Source organism: Streptomyces longispororuber (assembly GCF_014656095.1).
GTDB lineage: Bacteria > Actinomycetota > Actinomycetes > Streptomycetales > Streptomycetaceae > Streptomyces > Streptomyces longispororuber.
Window position 1 is genome coordinate 1 of record NZ_BNBT01000164.1, and the last position, 18508, is coordinate 18508.

At 72.3% G+C, this 18508-nt stretch carries 17 protein-coding genes; 3 read left to right on the forward strand and 14 right to left on the reverse strand.

The window, feature by feature from the left end; all coding sequences use genetic code 11:
• Positions 1 to 649: 649 nt before the first annotated feature.
• The 10 genes from IE330_RS32795 to pdxS form a co-directional block, all read right to left on the reverse strand.
• Complete coding sequence (locus IE330_RS32795; RefSeq protein ID WP_190139819.1) at positions 650 to 1189, reverse strand: adenine phosphoribosyltransferase; 540 nt, start codon at positions 1187 to 1189, stop codon at positions 650 to 652.
• A gap of 17 nt (positions 1190 to 1206) precedes the next feature.
• Positions 1207 to 2343, reverse strand: a complete 1137-nt coding sequence (gene secF, locus IE330_RS32800; protein ID WP_190139820.1) for a protein translocase subunit SecF — start codon at positions 2341 to 2343, stop codon at positions 1207 to 1209.
• Between the two features lies 1 nt (position 2344).
• Positions 2345 to 4219, reverse strand: a complete 1875-nt coding sequence (secD, locus tag IE330_RS32805) for a protein translocase subunit SecD (RefSeq protein ID WP_190139821.1) — start codon at positions 4217 to 4219, stop codon at positions 2345 to 2347.
• 168 nt (positions 4220 to 4387) lie between these two features.
• Complete coding sequence (gene yajC, locus IE330_RS32810) at positions 4388 to 4855, reverse strand: preprotein translocase subunit YajC (protein WP_190139822.1); 468 nt, start codon at positions 4853 to 4855, stop codon at positions 4388 to 4390.
• A 198-nt stretch (positions 4856 to 5053) separates the two neighbouring features.
• Complete coding sequence (gene ruvB / locus IE330_RS32815) at positions 5054 to 6157, reverse strand: Holliday junction branch migration DNA helicase RuvB (protein ID WP_229926091.1); 1104 nt, start codon at positions 6155 to 6157, stop codon at positions 5054 to 5056.
• 112 nt (positions 6158 to 6269) lie between these two features.
• Positions 6270 to 6881, reverse strand: a complete 612-nt coding sequence (ruvA, locus tag IE330_RS32820; protein ID WP_190139823.1) for a Holliday junction branch migration protein RuvA — start codon at positions 6879 to 6881, stop codon at positions 6270 to 6272.
• A complete protein-coding gene (gene ruvC / locus IE330_RS32825) occupies positions 6878 to 7438 on the reverse strand; it encodes a crossover junction endodeoxyribonuclease RuvC (RefSeq protein WP_190139824.1) in 561 nt (186 codons plus the stop codon). Before ruvC ends, ruvA begins: the two co-directional genes overlap by 4 nt.
• 111 nt (positions 7439 to 7549) lie before the next feature.
• Entirely contained in the window at positions 7550 to 8302 is a 753-nt protein-coding gene (locus IE330_RS32830) for a YebC/PmpR family DNA-binding transcriptional regulator (RefSeq protein WP_190139825.1), read from the reverse strand.
• 76 nt (positions 8303 to 8378) lie between these two features.
• Entirely contained in the window at positions 8379 to 9059 is a 681-nt protein-coding gene (gene pdxT / locus IE330_RS32835; RefSeq protein WP_229926092.1) for a pyridoxal 5'-phosphate synthase glutaminase subunit PdxT, read from the reverse strand.
• Positions 9059 to 9907, reverse strand: coding sequence for a pyridoxal 5'-phosphate synthase lyase subunit PdxS (gene pdxS, locus IE330_RS32840; protein WP_229926093.1), 849 nt, complete (start codon positions 9905 to 9907; stop codon positions 9059 to 9061). Before pdxS ends, pdxT begins: the two co-directional genes overlap by 1 nt.
• 299 nt (positions 9908 to 10206) lie before the next feature.
• Here pdxS and IE330_RS32845 point away from each other — a divergent pair, with 299 nt between their 5' ends.
• A complete protein-coding gene (locus IE330_RS32845) occupies positions 10207 to 10458 on the forward strand; it encodes a hypothetical protein (RefSeq protein WP_190139827.1) in 252 nt (83 codons plus the stop codon).
• Positions 10459 to 10473: 15 nt separating this feature from the next.
• On the opposite strand, the gene IE330_RS32850 is transcribed toward IE330_RS32845, so the two are convergent.
• The 4 genes from IE330_RS32850 to pgsA form a co-directional block, all read right to left on the reverse strand.
• A complete protein-coding gene (locus IE330_RS32850; RefSeq protein WP_190139828.1) occupies positions 10474 to 11019 on the reverse strand; it encodes a LemA family protein in 546 nt (181 codons plus the stop codon).
• A 331-nt stretch (positions 11020 to 11350) separates the two neighbouring features.
• On the reverse strand, positions 11351 to 12511 hold the full coding sequence (locus IE330_RS32855; RefSeq protein ID WP_190139829.1) for a glycosyltransferase family 4 protein: 1161 nt from the start codon (positions 12509 to 12511) through the stop codon (positions 11351 to 11353).
• Positions 12508 to 13443: a phosphatidylinositol mannoside acyltransferase gene (locus IE330_RS32860; RefSeq protein ID WP_190139830.1), complete on the reverse strand. Its 936-nt coding sequence runs from the start codon at positions 13441 to 13443 to the stop codon at positions 12508 to 12510. The genes IE330_RS32855 and IE330_RS32860 overlap by 4 nt, the downstream gene beginning before the upstream one ends.
• Entirely contained in the window at positions 13440 to 14114 is a 675-nt protein-coding gene (gene pgsA, locus IE330_RS32865; RefSeq protein ID WP_190139831.1) for a phosphatidylinositol phosphate synthase, read from the reverse strand. Before pgsA ends, IE330_RS32860 begins: the two co-directional genes overlap by 4 nt.
• Positions 14115 to 14374: 260 nt before the next feature.
• On the opposite strand from pgsA, the gene IE330_RS32870 reads away from it, so the two are divergent.
• Together IE330_RS32870 and IE330_RS32875 are read left to right on the forward strand one after the other, a co-directional pair.
• Positions 14375 to 16591, forward strand: coding sequence for an elongation factor G-like protein EF-G2 (locus IE330_RS32870; protein ID WP_190139832.1), 2217 nt, complete (start codon positions 14375 to 14377; stop codon positions 16589 to 16591).
• A 214-nt stretch (positions 16592 to 16805) separates the two neighbouring features.
• A complete protein-coding gene (locus IE330_RS32875; RefSeq protein ID WP_190139833.1) occupies positions 16806 to 18461 on the forward strand; it encodes an AbeC-like domain-containing protein in 1656 nt (551 codons plus the stop codon).
• The last annotated feature ends 47 nt before the right edge of the window (positions 18462 to 18508 follow it).

Sequence of the window (18508 nt, forward strand, 5' to 3'; positions counted from 1 at the left end):
CGGTGTGCCGGGCCGGACCGCGGGCGGCTGGGCGGAGGGGCGCTCGGGCCGCGGGGGGTCGGCGGGCCGGGGCTGTCCGGTCTGTCCGGGCTGCGCGGTCTGCCCGGGCTGCCGCTGGGCGGCGGGGTCGCCGGGCGCATCGCCGCCACCGGATGCTGAGGCGCTTCCGGATGCTCGGGTGCCGCTGGGTGCGGGGGTGCCGCTGGATGCGGGGGTGCCGCTGGATGCGGGAGGCGTGGGGGTCCCGCCGGGCGCGGTCGAGCCGCCGGTCGCCGGGGTCGCGCCGGGGCCGGTCGCGCCGGAGCCGGTCTTCCCGTTCGGCGCGGGCGTGCTCGGCCCGCGCCGCGAGGGCGTGGCGGCTGGCGCCGCGGCCCGCTCGGTCTCCGTGGCGGACTCGGCGGCGGCAAGTGGCTGGGACTCGTCTGGCAAGAGCGCTCCCTGTGCGCGATCGGGTCCCCCGGTCAGGTCCCGAAGTGCCCATGGTATCGATCCTGGGCCCACGGCTCGCCTTCGACCGGTGAGACGGCTCCGTACTGGAGAAACACCAGAGGCGGGCACCGGATTCCTCCGGTGCCCGCCTCGCCGCGCCGCCCGGGCCGCCGGGCGGCTTCGGTACGGCTCAGGGCGTCCCAGTGTGCTGGGGGGCGCCTCAGACGGTGAGGAGCGCCTCCAGGGGCGCGCCGTCCAGGGCGGGAACCAGCCTCTCTCGGCCACCGAGGAAGCCCAGTTCCATCAGCACGGCCACACCGGCCACCTCGGCGCCGGCGCGGCGGATGAGCCGCAGCGACGCCTCGGCGGTGCCGCCGGTGGCGAGGACGTCGTCGATGACCATGACGCGGTCGCCCGCGGCCAGGTCCTCGGCGTGCACCTCGATCTCGGCGCTGCCGTACTCCAGGTCGTAGGACTGGCTGAGCGTGGCGCCGGGGAGCTTGCCCGCCTTGCGGACCGGGATGAAGCCGAGCCCGGCGCGCAGCGCCGCGGGGGCGCCCAGGATGAAGCCGCGGGCCTCCAGGCCGACGACCTTCGTGGCGCCGGTGCGCGCGCACAGGTCGGCGAGCGCGCCGGTGAGCGCCGCGAACGCCGCCGGGTCGGCGAGCAGCGGCGTGATGTCCTTGAACAGCACGCCCGGCGTCGGGTAGTCCGGCACGTCCCTGATGCGGCTGAGCAGCAGGTCCCTGATCTCCGTCATGGCGGTGTCCGTCCCGGTCATCGGCGCTTGCCCGACGGGCGGCCGCGGCCGCGGTTGCGGGCGGGCTGGGAGCGGGGGCCGGAGCGCGGGCCGACGACGGCCGCCGCGGCGTCCTCGGCGGGCTCCGCGTCCTCCGCGGCCTCCGCGTCCTCCGGTGCCGGGGTCTCCGCGGACTCGCCCTTGGCGGCCGCGGCCCGGCGCTTGGCGAGCACCCGCTTCTTGAGCGCCTTCATCTGCGGGTCGGTCTCCTTGAGGTCGGCGACCAGCGGAGTGGCGATGAAGATCGACGAGTACGCGCCCGCGGCGAGGCCGACGAACAGCGACAGCGAGATGTCGTTCAGCATGCCGGCGCCGAGGAAGCCGCCGCCGATGAAGAGCAGACCGGCGACCGGCAGGAGCGCGACGACCGTGGTGTTGATCGACCGGACCAGGGTGCTGTTGATGGAGCGGTTGGCGACCTCGCTGTAGGTGAAGCGGGTCTGCTTGGTGAGGTCCTTCGACTGCTCCTTGAGGCTGTCGAAGACCACGACCGTGTCGTACAGCGAGTAACCGAGGATCGTCAGGAGGCCGATGACCGTGCCCGGCGTCACCTCGAAGCCGACGAGCGCGTACACACCCACGGTGATCGTGATGTCGTGGATGAGCGCGATGAGCGCGGCCAGGGCCATGCGCCACTCGAAGGCGATCGCCAGGTAGACCACGACCAGGATCATGAAGATCGCCAGGCCCTGCCAGGCCTTGTTGGCGATCTGGTCACCCCAGCTCGGGCCGACCAGGTCGGCGTTGATGTCGTCCGCCTTGACGTCGAGCTCCTTGGCGAGCTTGACCTTGATCTGGTCGGACTTGTCGGTGTCCACGCCGCTGATCTGGATCCGCAGCGTGTCGTTGCCGAGGCGCTGGGCGATCGCCTGGTGGCCGGAGGCGTCCTCCGCGATCTCCTCGGCCTGGGAGGCCGAGACGCTGGTCTTGGGCGTGTTGAAGACGGCGCCGCCCTCGAACTCGATGCCCATGTGCAGGCCCCGCACCATCAGGGCCACGAAGGCCGTGATGGTGATCAGGATCGAGATGCCGTACCAGATCTTGCGCTTGCCGACGAAGTCGTAGCCGACCTCGCCGCGGTAGAGCCGGGCGCCGAGATTGCCGAGCTTCGACATCTCACGCCTCCTTCGGGTTCGGGTCGACGGGGGCGGGGGCGCTCGCACGGCGCGAGCGGCGCAGCGGAGGCTTGGCGCCGAGCCGCTTCGGGTCGAGACCGGACCACTTGTGACCGCTCGCGAAGAACTTCTTGCGGGCCATGATCGTCATCAGCGGCTTGGTGAAGAAGAACACCACCACGACGTCGAGGAGCGTGGTCAGACCCAGCGTGAACGCGAAGCCCTGGACCTTGCCGACGGTGACGATGAACAGCACCGCGGCGGCGAGGAACGACACGAAGTCCGACACCAGGATGGTGCGCCGGGCCCGCGGCCAGGCGCGCTCCACGGCGGGCCGCAGCGTACGGCCCTCGCGGACCTCGTCCCTTATGCGCTCGAAGTAGACGATGAACGAGTCGGCGGTGATGCCGATGGCGACGATGGCGCCGCAGACGGCCGGCAGGTTCAGCGCGAACTTAATCGTCGGGCCGAGCAGCGTCATGATCGTGTACGTCAGCGCCGCCGAGACCCCGAGGCTGGCGATGGCGATGAGGGCCAGGCCGCGGTAGTACGCCACCAGGTAGATGATGACCAGCGCGAGGCCGATGGCGCCGGCGATCAGGCCGGCGCGGAGCTGCTCGCCGCCGAGGGCCGCGCTGACGGTCTGGACGCTCTGCTCCTTGAAGGTCAGCGGGAGCGCGCCGTACGACAGGATGTTGGCCAGGTCCTTGGCCTCGTCCTGGTCGAAGCTGCCGGAGATCTCGGCCTGGCCGCCGGTCAGCGCCTGCTGGACGTACGGCCAGGAGACGACCTCGCCGTCCATGACGATGCCGAACTCGTTCTGCGGGGACTGCTTGCCGGCGAGCTTGCCGGTGATGTCACCGAACTGCTTGGAGCCCGTCTTGGAGAACTCCATCGTGACCTTCCAGCCCGCAGCGGTCTGGGTGTCGTAGACCGCCTCGGCGTCGTCGACCTCCTTGCCGTTGACCTCGGAGGGGCCAAGGATGAACTTGTTCCAGTTCCCGTCCTTGTCCTTGCCGCAGGCCACGACCGTGTCGGAGGGCTTCACGCCCTCCTTGATCTTGGTGCGGACCTTGGGGTCGGTGCAGTCGAGCGTGGCGAACTGCTGCTGGAGCTTGGCCGTCGGCTCGCCGGTGGGGTCGGGCTTCGGCGTCTCGTCCTTCTTGCCGTCGTCCTTCTTGTCGCCCTGGTCGCCCTGGGGCTTGTCGCTGGCCGCGCCGGAGGGCGTCGTCGGCGTCGTTGACGGGGTGGGGGCGTCCTTCAGGCCGTCGGTGACGGAGCGCCCCTGGGTCGTCGGGGACGAGGAGGGCTTGCCGGAGGACGCGTCGTCGCCCTTGCCGTCCTTGTCGCCGGCGGACGGCGAGGCGGACGAGCCGGGCTTGTCCTTCTTGTCCTTGTCGCCCTTGTCCCCCTGGTCCTTGCCGCCCTTGTCCTTGCCGCCCTTGTCCTTGCCGGCGTCCGCGGGCACGGAGGGCTGACGGGCGATGACCGGCCGGAAGAAGAGCTGCGCGGTGGTGCCGACCTGCGCGCGCGCCTGTTTGGCGTTGGTGCCCTTGGGAATGTTGACGATGATGTTCTCGGAGCCCTGGGTCTGGACCTCGGCCTCGGAGACACCCAGACCATTGACACGCTTGTTGATGATGTCAACAGCCGTGTTCATGTTGGTCTCGTTGATCGCGTTCTTCTGGCCCGGCTCGTTCTTCGCCTGGAGCGTGATGCTCGTACCGCCGGCGAGGTCGATGCCGAGGCGGGGCGTGGTGTGCCCGGAGAGGAACATCCCCCCGGTGAGCGCCACCAGGGCGATCAGGATGAAGACCAGGGTGCGACCCGGTTTCCCCTGGGTGCCCTGCCTTCGGCCCTTCTTGGGTGCTGCCACCTTCTCGTTCTCCCTGTCCAACCGCCGGCCTGCGGAGTGCTCCCCCTGGTCCTCGCTGAGCGGAGGGGGGCCCGGGCGGGCGGCCATGAAGTTGTGTCGAGACGCGGCGCGAAATCACCTGCGGCGGGGGCCGCGGTGCGCGAGCGGGCGCACGGCCCCCGGCTGTGACTACTTCGCGCCGGACTCGCCGTCGGTCTTCTTCGGCTCTGCGTCTGCGGCCTCGGGGGCCTCGTCGGCCGCGTCCTTCTTGCCGAGGTCGATGCGCGAGTCGTCGGACACGGGCTCGCCGGGCTCGTCCGACCCGGTGAGGGAGGAGGCGTCGTCCGGCACCACCGGCGTGTCGCTCTCGGACTCCGCGCCGTGCACGATGCGGTTGTACTCGTCGTCCTCCAGGACGGCGCCGATGGCGTTCTTCGCGTACACCGCGTGGACGCCGGGGGCCACCTCGAGGAGGACCGAGTCGTCGTGGACCTCCTTGACGGTGGCGTACATGCCGCCGATGGTGCGGATGCCGGTGCCAGGCGTCATGTGGTCGCGCATCTGCGCCGCCTGCTGCTGCTTCTTCTTGGCGGAGCGGGTCATCAGGAACATGGCCCCGATGAGCACGATGAACGGGAGGAGGGTCACGATATTCACGGGACGGAGTTTCCTTCGCACGACCGCGTGGTGGAGCGGCCTGATGGATGGGGGTGGGCGGCGCCGCTTACAAAGGCGGCATCGGCGGAGTCTAAGCGAGTCCGCGCCATACGAACAACGCTCGCCGCCTAAGGAACAACGCTCAGCATGGCACCGGGGTTCCTGACCGTGCGACTCTCCGCGCCGTCACCGTCGGTGTCACGTCCCGAACAGGTCCTGTTGGCCATTTCCCGCCCCCTGCCGGGGCGGCGTCAGACCCAGGTGCGTCCACGCGGCCGGGGTGGCGACGCGGCCGCGGGGCGTGCGGGCGAGCAGGCCCTCGCGCACCAGGAACGGCTCGGCCACCTCCTCGACCGTCTCGCGCTCCTCCCCCACGGCCACGGCCAGCGTGGACAGGCCGACCGGGCCGCCGCCGAAGAGTTTCAGGAGGGCTTCGAGCACGGCGCGGTCCAGGCGGTCGAGGCCGCGGGTGTCGACCTCGTACACCTTGAGGGCCGCGCCCGCGATCTCGCGGTTGATCACGCCGTCGGCCTTGACCTGCGCGTAGTCGCGTACGCGGCGCAGCAGGCGGTTGGCGATGCGCGGGGTGCCCCGGGAGCGGCCGGCGATCTCGGCGGCGCCGTCCGCGTCGATCTCCACGTCCAGCAGGCTCGCCGAGCGGTGGATCACCCGCTCCAGCTCGGCGGGCTCGTAGAACTCCATGTGCGCCGTGAAGCCGAAGCGGTCGCGCAGCGGCGGCGGCAGCAGCCCCGCGCGCGTGGTGGCGCCGACCAGCGTGAACGGCGGCAGCTCCAGGGGGATGGCGGTGGCGCCGGGGCCCTTGCCGACGACGACGTCGACGCGGAAGTCCTCCATCGCCATGTACAGCATCTCCTCGGCGGGCCGCGACATGCGGTGGATCTCGTCGAGGAAGAGGACCTCGCCCTCCTGGAGCGAGGACAGGATCGCCGCGAGGTCGCCCGCGTGCTGGATGGCCGGGCCGCTGGTGATGCGGATCGGGGCGCCCATCTCGGCGGCGATGATCATCGACAGCGTGGTCTTGCCGAGGCCGGGGGCGCCGGAGAGCAGCACGTGGTCGGCGGTGGCGCCCCGCGCGCGGGCCGCGCGCAGCACGAGGTCAAGCTGCTCCCTGACCTTCTCCTGGCCGATGAACTCGTCCAGGTCCTTGGGGCGCAGGGCGGCCTCGACCGCCTGGTCCTCGCCGTCGGCGGCAGCGCCCACCAGCCGCTCCGCGGCGGGGCCGACGAGGCGCTCGTCCGCGGCGGCGGGCGCGGTCTCGTCGGTCGGGTCGTCCCAGTTCATGGCGTCTGCCTCGCGTGTGTCCGTGATGATCGAATGGCGGATCCGCGGCGGTGCGCGGATCGGTGTGGGGCGGACCGCGGCCGGGCGCGGCCCCGGGGTCAGCGGGTGCGGTTCACCGGGTGCGGTTCAGCGTCTGGAGCGCCGCCTTCAGCAACTGGCCCACCTGCGGGTTCCCCTCGGCGGCCTCGGCCTGCGGCGTGACGGCGGCGACCGCCTCGTCGGCCTCCCGCGTCGCGTACCCGAGGCCGATGAGGGCGGCGTGGAGCTGGTCGCGCCAGCCCTGGGTGACGGGGGCGCCGACGGCCGGGCCGCCGGTGCCGAGCGGCTCGCCGAGGCGGTCCTTCAGCTCCAGGAGGAGCTTCTGGGCGCCCTTCTTGCCGATGCCGGGCACGGCGGTGAGCGCCTTCTCGTCGCCGGCGGAGACCGCGCGGCGCAGCGCGTCGGGGCTGTGCACGGCGAGCATCGCCTGGGCCAGGCGCGGGCCGACGCCGCTCGCCGTCTGGAGCAGTTCGAAGGTCTGCCGCTCGTCGTCGTCGGCGAAGCCGTAGAGCGTGAGGGAGTCCTCGCGGACCACGAGGGACGTGGCGAGCTTCGCGGGCCGGCCGACGCGGAGCGTGGCGAGCGTGGCGGGCGTGCACTGGACGGCCATGCCGACGCCGCCCACTTCGACCACGGCGGTGTCCGGGGCGAGGGCGGCGACCGGGCCGCTGACGAAGGCGATCATGCCGTACGGCCTTTCGTTGCGTGCGGGGCGTGCGGGGCGTGCGGGCTCCTGGCCTGCTGGAGCGCTTGCTGCAGGCGGTTCTGGGCCGGGGCGCGCCAGATGTGGCAGATGGCGAGGGCGAGGGCGTCTGCGGCGTCGGCGGGCTTCGGCGGCGCGTCGAGCCGCAGGAGCCGGGTCACCATGGCGCCGACCTGGGGCTTGTCGGCGCGGCCCGAGCCGGTCACGGCGGCCTTGACCTCGCTGGGGGTGTGCAGGGCGACGGGGATGCCGCGGCGGGAGGCGCACAGCATGGCGACGGCGCTGGCCTGGGCGGTGCCCATGACCGTCCGCACGTTGTGCTGGCTGAACACGCGCTCCACGGCGAGGACTTCGGGGCGGTGCTCGTCCAGCCAGCGCTCGATGCCCGCCTCGATGGCGACGAGGCGGCTGCCGAGCTCCGCGTCGGCGGGGGTGCGCACGACGCCGACGCCGCGCATCGTGAGCGGGCGGCCCGCGACGCCCTCGACGACGCCGACACCGCACCGGGTCAGCCCCGGGTCGACCCCCAGTACCCGCACCGTTCCCCTGCCCCCTTCGCCGATCGCCTGTTCGTGCAGGCTATCGGGTGCCACTGACAAAGCGACGGGCCGACGGGGTGTGTCCCGTCGGCCCGTTCACCGGGTGCGCCCTCAGGCGTCGACCTTCTCCATGACCTCGTCGGAGACGTCGAAGTTGGCGAAGACGTTCTGCACGTCGTCGCTGTCCTCGAGCGCGTCGATCAGCTTGAAGATCTTGCGCGCGCCCTCCTCGTCCAGCTCGACCTGCATGGTCGGGACGAAGTTGGCGTCCGCCGAGTCGTAGTCGATGCCGGCCTCCTGGAGCGCGGTGCGGACCGCGACCAGGTCGGTGGCCTCGCTGAGCACCTCGAAGGTGTCGCCGAGGTCGTTGACCTCCTCGGCGCCCGCGTCCAGGACGGCGGCCAGGACGTCGTCCTCGGTCAGCTCGCCCTTGGGGACGATCACGACGCCCTTGCGGTGGAAGAGGTACGACACGGAGCCGGGGTCGGCCATGGAGCCGCCGTTGCGGGTCATGGCGACGCGGACCTCGGAGGCGGCGCGGTTGCGGTTGTCCGTCAGACACTCGATGAGCACCGCGACGCCGTTGGGGCCGTAGCCCTCGTACATGATCGTCTCGTAGTCGGCGCCACCGGCCTCCAGGCCGGCGCCGCGCTTGATGGCCGAGTCGATGTTCTTGTTGGGCACCGACTGCTTCTTGGCCTTCTGCACGGCGTCGAAGAGCGTCGGGTTGCCGTCAAGGTCGGCGCCGCCGGTACGGGAAGCGACCTCGATGTTCTTGATCAGCTTCGCGAAGAGCTTGCCGCGCTTGGCGTCGATCACGGCCTTCTTGTGCTTCGTCGTAGCCCATTTAGAGTGGCCGGACATCTGCCTGTCTCCTTCGCGTAACCAACCTCGTACGAACTCCCCCGTGCCGCGACGGCCGGGGGGACCCCCGGAGATCCTACAAGGACCGCCGGGCCCGCTCCGCCCGCACCATGTCCACGAACAAGGCGTGCACCCGGTGATCCCCCGTCAGCTCCGGGTGGAAGGACGTGGCGAGCGCGTTGCCCTGGCGTACGGCGACGATGTGGCCCTCGTGCTCGGCGAGCACCTTGGCCGCGGCGCCGACCGACTCCACCCAGGGGGCGCGGATGAAGACGCCCTCTACAGGGTCGCCCTCGACGCCCTGGATGTCGACCGCCGTCTCGAAGGACTCGTTCTGCCGGCCGAAGGCGTTGCGCCGCACGATCATGTCGATGCCGCCGATCGTCTCCTGGCCCGAGCGCGGGTCGAGGATCTTGTCGGCGAGCATGATCATGCCCGCGCAGGTGCCGTAGACCGGCATGCCTTCGCGCACGCGCGCGCGGAGGGGCTCCAACAGGCCGAACAGGGCGGCCAGTTTGGAGATGGTGGTGGACTCACCGCCGGGGATGACCAGGCCGTCGACCTCGGCGAGTTCCTCGGGCCGCCTCACCGGCCTGGCCACGGCGTCGGCCGCGGCCAGGGCGATCAGGTGCTCCCGTACGTCCCCTTGCAGGGCGAGGACGCCCACCACGGGGACGTCCGCCGCGGGGGCGGTCGTCGCTCGGGCGTCCGTCGCGGGGCCGGGCGTCGCGGGGCCGTGCGTCGCGGTGGCGGTCATCACCAGCCCCGGTTCGCGTAGCGCTCGGTCTCGGGCAGGGTGTCGCAGTTGATGCCGACCATGGCCTCGCCGAGGTTGCGGGAGGCGTCCGCGACGACCTTGGGGTCGTCGTAGAAGGTGGTGGCCTTCACGATGGCGGCGGCGCGCTTGGCCGGGTCGCCGGACTTGAAGATGCCGGAGCCGACGAAGACGCCCTCGGCGCCGAGCTGGCGCATCAGGGCGGCGTCGGCCGGGGTGGCGACGCCACCGGCGGAGAACAGCACCACCGGCAGCTTGCCGAGCTCGGCGACCTCCTTGACCAGCTCGTACGGGGCGCGCAGCTCCTTGGCGGCGGCGTACAGCTCGTGGTTGTCGAAGCCGCGAAGCCGGGCTATCTCGTTCTTGATCTGGCGCAGGTGGCGCACGGCCTCCACGACGTTGCCGGTGCCGGCCTCGCCCTTGGAGCGGATCATCGCGGCGCCCTCGGCGATGCGGCGCAGGGCCTCGCCCAGGTTGGTGGCGCCGCAGACGAACGGCGTGGTGAAGGCCCACTTGTCGGAGTGGTTGACCTCGTCGGCCGGGGTGAGCACCTCGGACTCGTCGATGTAGTCCACGCCGAGGGCCTGGAGTACCTGGGCCTCCACGAAGTGGCCGATGCGGGACTTGGCCATCACGGGGATGGAGACGGCCTCGATGATGCCCTCGATCATGTCCGGGTCGGACATCCGGGCCACGCCGCCGTCCTTGCGGATGTCGGCGGGCACGCGCTCCAGCGCCATGACGGCGACGGCGCCCGCGTCCTCGGCGATCTTCGCCTGCTCGGGCGTCACGACGTCCATGATCACGCCGCCCTTGAGCTGCTCGGCCATGCCGCGCTTCACTCGGGCGGTGCCGGTCGCGGTGGTCTCGGCGGTGGCCTGGTCGGTGCTGGAGAGCGTGCTGGACACGGGTTGACCTCACTCGGTGGCTCGGTGGAAAAGAGCTGCGTGGGGCGCTTTCGCCGTCCCGGGAGAGCGCCCGTCTAGAGGAAACGTCCGCGGACCAGGCCACAGCAAGGGCCAATGGTGAGGCGGTGGATCGTTTTCGTGCTGTGACGGCGGGGTCGTGACCGCCGGAGAACTCTCGGTGACCACTCCCCAAGTGCCGTCCGGGGCCCCATTCTGGGGGGATGCGGGGAGTCTGGGCCGTGGTGCGGGCAGCGGTGGTGGCGCCGGTCGTGAGGGGCGCGCGGCGCGCGAACCGGTGGTGGGACGCGCACGGGGTGGTGACGGCCCTCGTCCTGCCGGTGTACGTCACCTACGAGACCGTGGGCCACGGCTTCCGCTGGCGGATGGCGCCGTTCATGGCGCTCGCCGTCATCTCCCTCGGCATATGGGGCCTTGAGGTGGCCAAGCTGCTCCGCAAGGCGGGCCGGAGCTAGGCACCGCGGTCCGGTCTACGCGGTGGTCCGGTCGACCAGGGCCACCGGAGGCTCGTCGTCCATCTCCACCGCCATCGGGAACGGCGCGTGCCCGGCGAGGCGGAACCAGCGCACCTTGCGGTGCCGGCGCAGCGCCCGGGCCGCGCGCACGGCGTCGTTGTGGAACCGCCGCGCCATCGGTACGCGGCGCACGGCCGCGGCCAGTTCCCGCGCGGCCTCGTCGCCGCCCGGCGCCTCGCGCACCGCCTCCACCTGCTGGGCCTCGCCGAAGACCGCGCGCAGCGCCTGGCTCAGCTCGCTCTCGGCGACCTCGCGCTGCTCCTCCTCGGCCTGCCGGGCCGCGTGCGCCGCCTCGTACAGGACGATCGAGGCGGCCGGATCGAGCACTCCGGAGGTGGCCAGTTCCTGGGCGACCGAGGCGCGGCGCAGCAGTTGCGCGTCGAGCGCGGCGCGGGCCGCGTCGATGCGCGCGTGCAGCCGGTCCAGGCGTCCCGCGGTCCAGCTCAGGTAGAGGCCGATCGCGAACAGGGCCGCCGCGATCCAGATCAAGGTGGAGGTCACAGCCGCCTAGGCTACCGCCGGGGCCCAGCCACATTCCCGGGGCCCGGCCCCGGCCGCCCCCGCGGGACCACCCCCGCACCGGCCTCACCGGCGCTCCGCGCCTCGTCCTCAGGCGCCGGACGGGCTGGATGCGAAGCAGCCGCACGACGGCCGGAAAGCCGCCAGGCCGGGGCCGCACGAGGCACCGGGCCCGCACGGGTGGGCGGGTGGGAAACCATCCGGCGCGAAGCGACGGAGCGGGACACGACGGGCGGAAAGCCGCCAGGCCGGGGCCGCACGAGGCACCGGGCCCGCACGGGTGGGCGGGTGGGAAAGAGGGGCAGGGCCCCGCCTAGTCCCTGGCGAGCCCGAACCGGGCTCGCAGGCCCGTACGCTCGTCGGCCGCCACCGCCGCCGCCCCGTCCGTCACCGTCTCGTACACCGACAGGATGTCCGCCCCGACGGTCGACCAGTCGAACCGCCGCACGTGCTTGCTGCCCCGCTCCCGCAGCTCCGCGCGGCGCCGCGGGTCGTCGAGGAGGCGTACGGCCGCCTCCGCGAGGGAGTCGGCGTCCTCGTTCGCGAACAGGTCGCCGGCCGCGCCCTGGTCGAGGACCTGCGCGAAGGCGTCGAGGTCGCTGGCGAGGACCGGGGCGCCCGCCGACATCGCCTCGACCAGGATGATGCCGAAGCTCTCGCCCCCGGTGTTCGGGGCGACGTACACGTCGACGCTGCGCAGCAGGCGCGCCTTGTCCTCGTCGCTGACCATGCCGAGGAACTCCACCCGCCGGCGCAGCTCCGCCGGGAGCGAGGCGACCGCCTCCTCCTCGTCGCCGCGCCCGGCGACGAGGAGCCGCGCCTCGGGGCACTCCGCGAAGATCCGCGGCAGCGCCTTCATCAGCACCGGCAGGCCCTTGCGGGGCTCGTCGATGCGGCCGATGAAGCCGAGCGTGCGCCCCTGCCACTCGGGGCGCGGCTCGGCGTCGGCGAAGAAGTCGACGTCCACGCCGTTGGGGATGACCACCGCGTCGCCGCCCAGGTGCTCGACCAGCGTGCGGCGGGCGTACTCGCTGACCGCGATGCGCGCGCTGATCTTCTCCAGGGCGGGCTGGAGGATCGGGTACGCCGCGATCATGGCCCGCGAGCGCGGATTGGACGTGTGGAACGTCGCCACGATCGGCCCCTGCGCCGCCCAGCAGGTCAGCAGCCCGAGCGAGGGCGAGGTCGGCTCGTGGATGTGGATGACGTCGAAGGTGCCGTCGTGCAGCCAGCGGCGGACGCGCGCGGCCGAGAGGAAGCCGAAGTTGAGCCGCGCCACCGAGCCGTTGTACGGCACCGGCACGGCCCGGCCCGCCGACACCACGTACGGCGGCAGGGGGGTCTCGTCGTCCGCCGGGGCGAGGACGGACACCTCGTGCCCCACGCGGATGAGGTGCTCCGCCAGGTCGCGGATGTGGAACTGGACGCCGCCGGGCACGTCCCACGAGTACGGGCAGACGATCCCGATCTTCACGGCGTTCCCTCGCCTCCCGCGCGCCGGGGCGCCCGCGCCGGGTCGAGGTCCGCGAGCCACAGGCGCTGGAGCATGTGCCAGTCCTGCGGGTGCGCGGCGATGCCCGTGGCGAACGCGTCGGCCAGCGCCTGCGTCATGGCGGCCGTCTTCTCCTTGCGGGTGCCCGCGTCCGGCACGTCGACGGGTGGGTGGACCCGGCCGTGCATGACCGGCGAGGAGTCGTACCAGAGCGTCACCGGCAGCAGCAGCGCGCCCGTCTGCTGGGCGAGCGCGGCGGGCCCCGCGGGCATGCGCGCCGTCTCGCCGAAGAACTCCACCTCGACCCCGGACGACGACAGGTCCCGGTCCGCGACCAGGCACACCAGGCCGCCCGCGCGCAGCCGCCGCGCCAGCGTGCCGAAGGCCGAGCCGCCGGTGTGCGGAAGGACCTCCATGCCGAGGCCGCTGCGGTAGGCGACGAAGCGGTCGTACAGGGACTCGGGCTTTTGCCGCTCCTGCACGGTGGTGAACGGCGTCTTCAGCTTCGTGGTGACCCAGGCTCCCGCCAGGTCCCAGTTGGCCAGGTGCGGCAGCGCCAGGATGACGCCCCGGCCGCGGTCCAGGCCGTCCGTCAGGTGGTGCACGTCCTCGACCGTCACACCATCCCTGATCCGGTCCGCGCTCCACGCGGGCAGCCGGAACGACTCCATCCAGTAGCGCATGTACGAGCGCATGCCCGCCCTGGACAGCTCGGCAAGGCGGCGCGGCGACGCGTCCGGCACCACGCGCGCGTAGTTCGCCTCCAGGCGCAGCACGCCCTTGCCGCGCCGCTTCCAGGCGACGTCGGCGATGGTGCGCCCGAGGCGCACGGCGGCGGGCTCCGGCAGCTTCTTGAGGGTGCTCCAGCCCGCACCGTACAGCGCGTCGGTGAGCTTCTCCGCGCCGCGGCTCACGAGGCCGTCCCGCTCTGCCGCACGTCCTCCCGCGCGGCCTCGGCGTCCGCCTCGGCGGACTCGCGGCGCACCGTCACCACCCGCTGCACGAGCGTGACGAGGCTGCCGACGGCCACGATCCACAGCGCCACGGGCAGCAGCACGTCGATGCCGGGCACCCCGAACTTGTGCAGCCCGGCGAAGCCCGCCGCGACCAGCGAGATCACCAGGCGCTCGGCCCGCTCGACCAGGCCGTTGACGGCCACCGGCAGGCCGATCGCCTCACCGCGCGCCTTCGTGTACGACACCACCTGGCCGCTCGCCAGGCAGAAGATCGACACCGCGCACAGGATGTTGTCGTCGCCGGAGCCCGCGTACCAGAGGGCGAAGCCGCCGAAGATCGCGCCGTCGGCGACCCGGTCGAGCGTCGAGTCCAGGAACGCGCCCCACCGGCTGGAGCGGCCCATCTGCCGCGCCATGTTGCCGTCGACCAGGTCCGAGAACACGAACAGCGTGATGACGACCGTGCCCCAGAAGAACTCCCCGCGGGGGAAGAAGACCAGCGCTCCCGCCATCACCCCGGCCGTACCGATGAGCGTGACCGTGTCGGGGCTGACCCCGCGGCGGATGAGAAACGCGGCGAACGGCGTGAGGACACGCGTGAAAAACGCACGCGCGTACTTGTTCAGCATGGCCTTCCCGAGGGTCGGTGCGCACGGCGGCCCCGTTGGCCACCGGCTGGCCCATCGTAGTCACGCCCCGGAGGGGGCGGCTTACCCCCTCACGATCGCGTACGACGTATGGACGCACAGTGACGCAAGTGGAAAGCTCGGAAGCACCGCGGGCGTCGTCGGAGCCGCCCCCGCAGCGGTTCTCCGTGTGTCCGCGCTTGAGCCAGCATCCCCGAGGGGGCTGAGCCTCCTCACCATGCGTGTCACCGGGAGGCCAAGGCATGGGCGACAAGGCGAACGCACACCCCGGAGCCGCCGGCAGGGCAGCGACGGCCGACCACCCCGCGTCCGTACGGAATGTGGTGCTGGTCGGCCACAGCGGGTCGGGCAAGACGACTCTGGTGGAGGCCCTCGCCCTCACCGCGGGGGCGGTGAACCGGGCCGGCCGCGTCGAGGACGGCACCGCCGTCTCCGACTACGACGAGATCGAGCACCGGCAGCAGCGCTCGGTCCAGCTCTCCCTCGTCCCCGTCGAGTGGGGCGGCTACAAGATCAACCTCCTGGACACCCCGGGATACGCCGACTTCGTCGGTGAGCTGAGGGCCGGTCTGCGCGCCGCGGACGCGGCCCTCTTCGTCGTCTCGGCCGCCGAGGGCGTCGAGGGCATCACCGGCGCGACCCGCATGGTCTGGGAGGAGTGCGCCGCCGTCGGCATGCCCCGGGCCATCGTCATCACCCACCTGGAATCCGCGCGCGCCGACTTCCCGCAGATGACCCGCGCCTGCGCGGACGCCTTCGGCGGCGACGACCCCGACGCCGTGCTGCCGCTGTACCTGCCGCTGCACGGCGAGCCGGGCCCCGACGGCCACGCGCCCGTCACCGGCCTCGTCGGCCTGCTGTCCCAGCGCGTGTACGACTACGCGTCCGGCGAACGCAAGGAGTCCGAGCCGGACCAGGACCAGCTCCCCGCCCTCGAGGAGGCCCGCAACAAGCTCATCGAGGGCATCATCGCCGAGAGCGAGGACGAGTCCCTCATGGACCGCTACCTCGGCGGCGAGGAGATCGACCACAAGACCCTCGTGGACGACCTGGAACGCGCCGTCGCGCGCGGCATCTTCCACCCCGTGCTCGCCGCCGCCCCCGCCGCCGACGGCGCCCGCCAGGGCATCGGCACCGTCGAGCTCCTTGAGCTCGTCACCGGCGGCTTCCCCACCCCGCCGGAGCGCCCCGTGCCCGCGGTCACCACCCCCGACGGCACCCCCAGGCCCGCCCTCACCTGCGACCCCGAAGGACCCCTCGCCGCCGAGGTCGTCAAGACCGCGTCCGACCCCTACGTCGGCCGCATCTCGCTGGTCCGCGTCTTCTCCGGCACCCTGCGCCCCGACGACACCGTGCACGTGTCCGGGCACGGCCTCACCGACCGCGGCCACGAGGGCCGGGACCTCCACGAGGCCGACGAGCGCGTCGGCGCCCTGTCCGCCCCCTTCGGCAAACAGCAGCGCACCCTGTCCCGGGTCATCGCCGGCGACCTCGCCTGCGTCGCCAAACTGAGCCGCGCCGAGACCGGCGACACCCTCTCCGCCAAGGACGACCCGCTCCTCATGGAGCCCTGGGACATGCCCGACCCGCTGCTCCCGCTCGCCATCCAGGCCCACAGCAAGGCCGACGAGGACAAGCTCTCCCAGGGGCTCTCCCGGCTCGTCGCCGAGGACCCCACCATGCGGCTCGAACAGAACCAGGACACCCACCAGGTCGTCCTGTGGTGCCTCGGCGAAGCCCACGCCGACGTGGCCCTGGAGCGGCTCCGCAGCCGCTACGGCGTCCAGGTCGACGTCGTCCCGCACAAGGTGTCCCTGCGCGAGACCTTCGCGGGCCGGTCCGCGGGGCGCGGCCGCCACGTCAAGCAGTCCGGCGGCCACGGCCAGTACGCCATCTGCGAGATCGAGGTCGAACCCCTGCCCGGCGGCAGCGGCATCGAGTTCGTCGACAAGGTCGTCGGCGGCGCCGTCCCGCGCCAGTTCATCCCCTCCGTCGAGAAGGGCGTCCGCGCCCAGGCCGCCAAGGGCGTCGCCACCGGCAACGCCCTCGTCGACATCCGCGTCACCCTCCTCGACGGCAAGGCCCACTCGGTGGACTCCTCCGACGCCGCCTTCCAGACCGCCGGCGCGCTCGCCCTGCGCGAGGCCGCCGCGGGCACCACCATCCACCTCCTCGAACCCGTCGCCGACGTCCGGGTCCTCATCTCCGACGAGTACGTGGGCACCGTCATGAGCGACCTGTCCGGACGGCGCGGCCGCGTCGTCGGCACCGAACAGGCCGCCGGCGGACGCACCCTCGTCCGCGCCGAGGTCCCCGAGATCGAGATCGGCCGCTACGCCATCGACCTGAGGTCCCTGTCCCAGGGCACGGCGCGCTTCAACCGCTCGTACGCCCGGCACGAACCGATGCCCCCGCAAGTGGCCCAGAAGATCCGCGAACAGGCCGAAGCCACCGCCTAGTTGCGCCCCGCCGGCCCCCTGCCGCCCCTCCGCGCGCCCGCGGAGGGGCGGCATTCGGCCGAGGACTGCCGGATGTCGGTGCGCACCGATACGCTGATGACCTGATCAACTGCTGTACCGGCCGGCTCAACAGGTGTGCCTGGCCGCGCAGTCGGGAAACAACGCAGTCGGGAAGGGCCGCGCCGACCGGCGGCGCGGCGAGTGGGGGCGGCAGGTGGCGGACGACGCATTCGACTTCAGGCCAGGGGCCCAGGTACCGCTCTCCGGCGCCGCCGGACAGACCGCGGCCACCCATGCCCTGGCCTCGGCGGCCTACCGCGACAGCGAGGTCGACGAGATCCTCAAGGCCAACAACGACTGGCACAAGTCCGTGGTGAAACCGGGGCTGTGGTCCCTGTTCCGGCCGAGCCTCGGCGAGGCCTTCTCCAGAACCGTCCAGGTGCGCATGCTCGGCGGCGCCCGCAAACCCCTCATCCAGTCCTTCGGCACCGAGCCGCAGACCGTCGTCGAGCACTGCCTCGCCGCCACCCGCATCCGCCGCCAGCGCGACAGCAGACTGACGGCGATCATGGCCGTGTGCGGGCTGCTCTTCCTGCCCGGCCTGTTCGCGTGGCTGCTCGTCTTCACCGTCCACCGCTGGATCACCAAGCAGAAGGACAAGCGCACCCAGGCCCTCTCCACGGCCGTCCTCGTGGCCGTCGGCGTCGTCGTCGTGATCCTCCTCGTCAAGCTGCCCTTCGACGGCTTCTGGGCCTGGTACCTGCGCCTGTCCCCCGTCGCCCCCCTCATCGGCTGGTTCCTGGCCAAGCACATAGCCGAAGGCACCGCCAAGGACCTGCGCGACCGCTGGTCCGGCCTGCTCTCGGGCGGCGGCGTCGCCGCCAAGATCCCCGAGGCCGTGCCGGGCAGCCCCGGCGAGACCTCCGCCGAGCGCCTGCGCCAGGGGCTCGCCCGCCTCTCCGCCGAGCAGCAGAGCAACTCCGTCTTCTACGCGGGCCCCAAGGGCATACTGGGCATGGGCACCCGCTGGGGAAGCTGGCAGCTCGCCGAGGAGCTCACCCCCCGCGAGGACGGCAAGGAGATCAACCCCTTCCGGAGCTGGGACGTCATACGCGCGGTGCACGACCAGCTCCGCATGCTGGAGCGCGGCCCGCTGCACACCGGGGGCTTCCCCACCCCGTCGATAAAGCACTGGATCGTCTCCCCCATCGGGGAGAACGCCGGCGCGGTCTCCCGCCCCTCCGGCACCGACGTCGAGGCCTTCCAGATCAAGGGCCACGAGATACAGCGCATCTGCAACGAGCAGCAGTTCGGCAGCGGCGACCGGCACTACCTCGGCGTGCAGTTCACCCTCTGGGACGGCCAGCTCGTCATCACCATGCTGATCACGGTGACCGTGCTGCACGAGACCCTGCGCATCGAGGTCACCGGCCACGCCCTCGGCCCGGTCCACTCCCTGTTCACCAGCAAGCCCTCCCCCAAGACCAAGACGGTCAGCAAGACCGTCAAGTTCTGGGAGACCACCACGCGCAACCTCCCGCTCGTCGACGCCCAGGAGGTGGTGCGCCTCGCGGTGCGCGCCCCCTTCACCTGGTACCCGCCGATCCTGGACTACCTCGGCGGCAGCCTGGTCCTCCCCGAGCCCTTCGGACTGCGCCACGCCTGGGCCGACAAGCCCTGGCGCCACCGCTTCATGGCCGACGACGCCCTGCGCGCCGCCACGCCGGTGCTGCGCGTCGTACACGCGGCGGCCATCAAGGTCCTGGAGGAGAACGGCGTCAACACCGACCGCTTCAGCGGCCGCGCCACGTTCCTCAGCGGCGCCGTCCAGGACCCGATGCCGCGCCAGGCGGACGTGTACGGCGTCTGACCCCCGCGGCGTACGGGAAGGGGCGGTGCGATCGGCCGATCGCACCG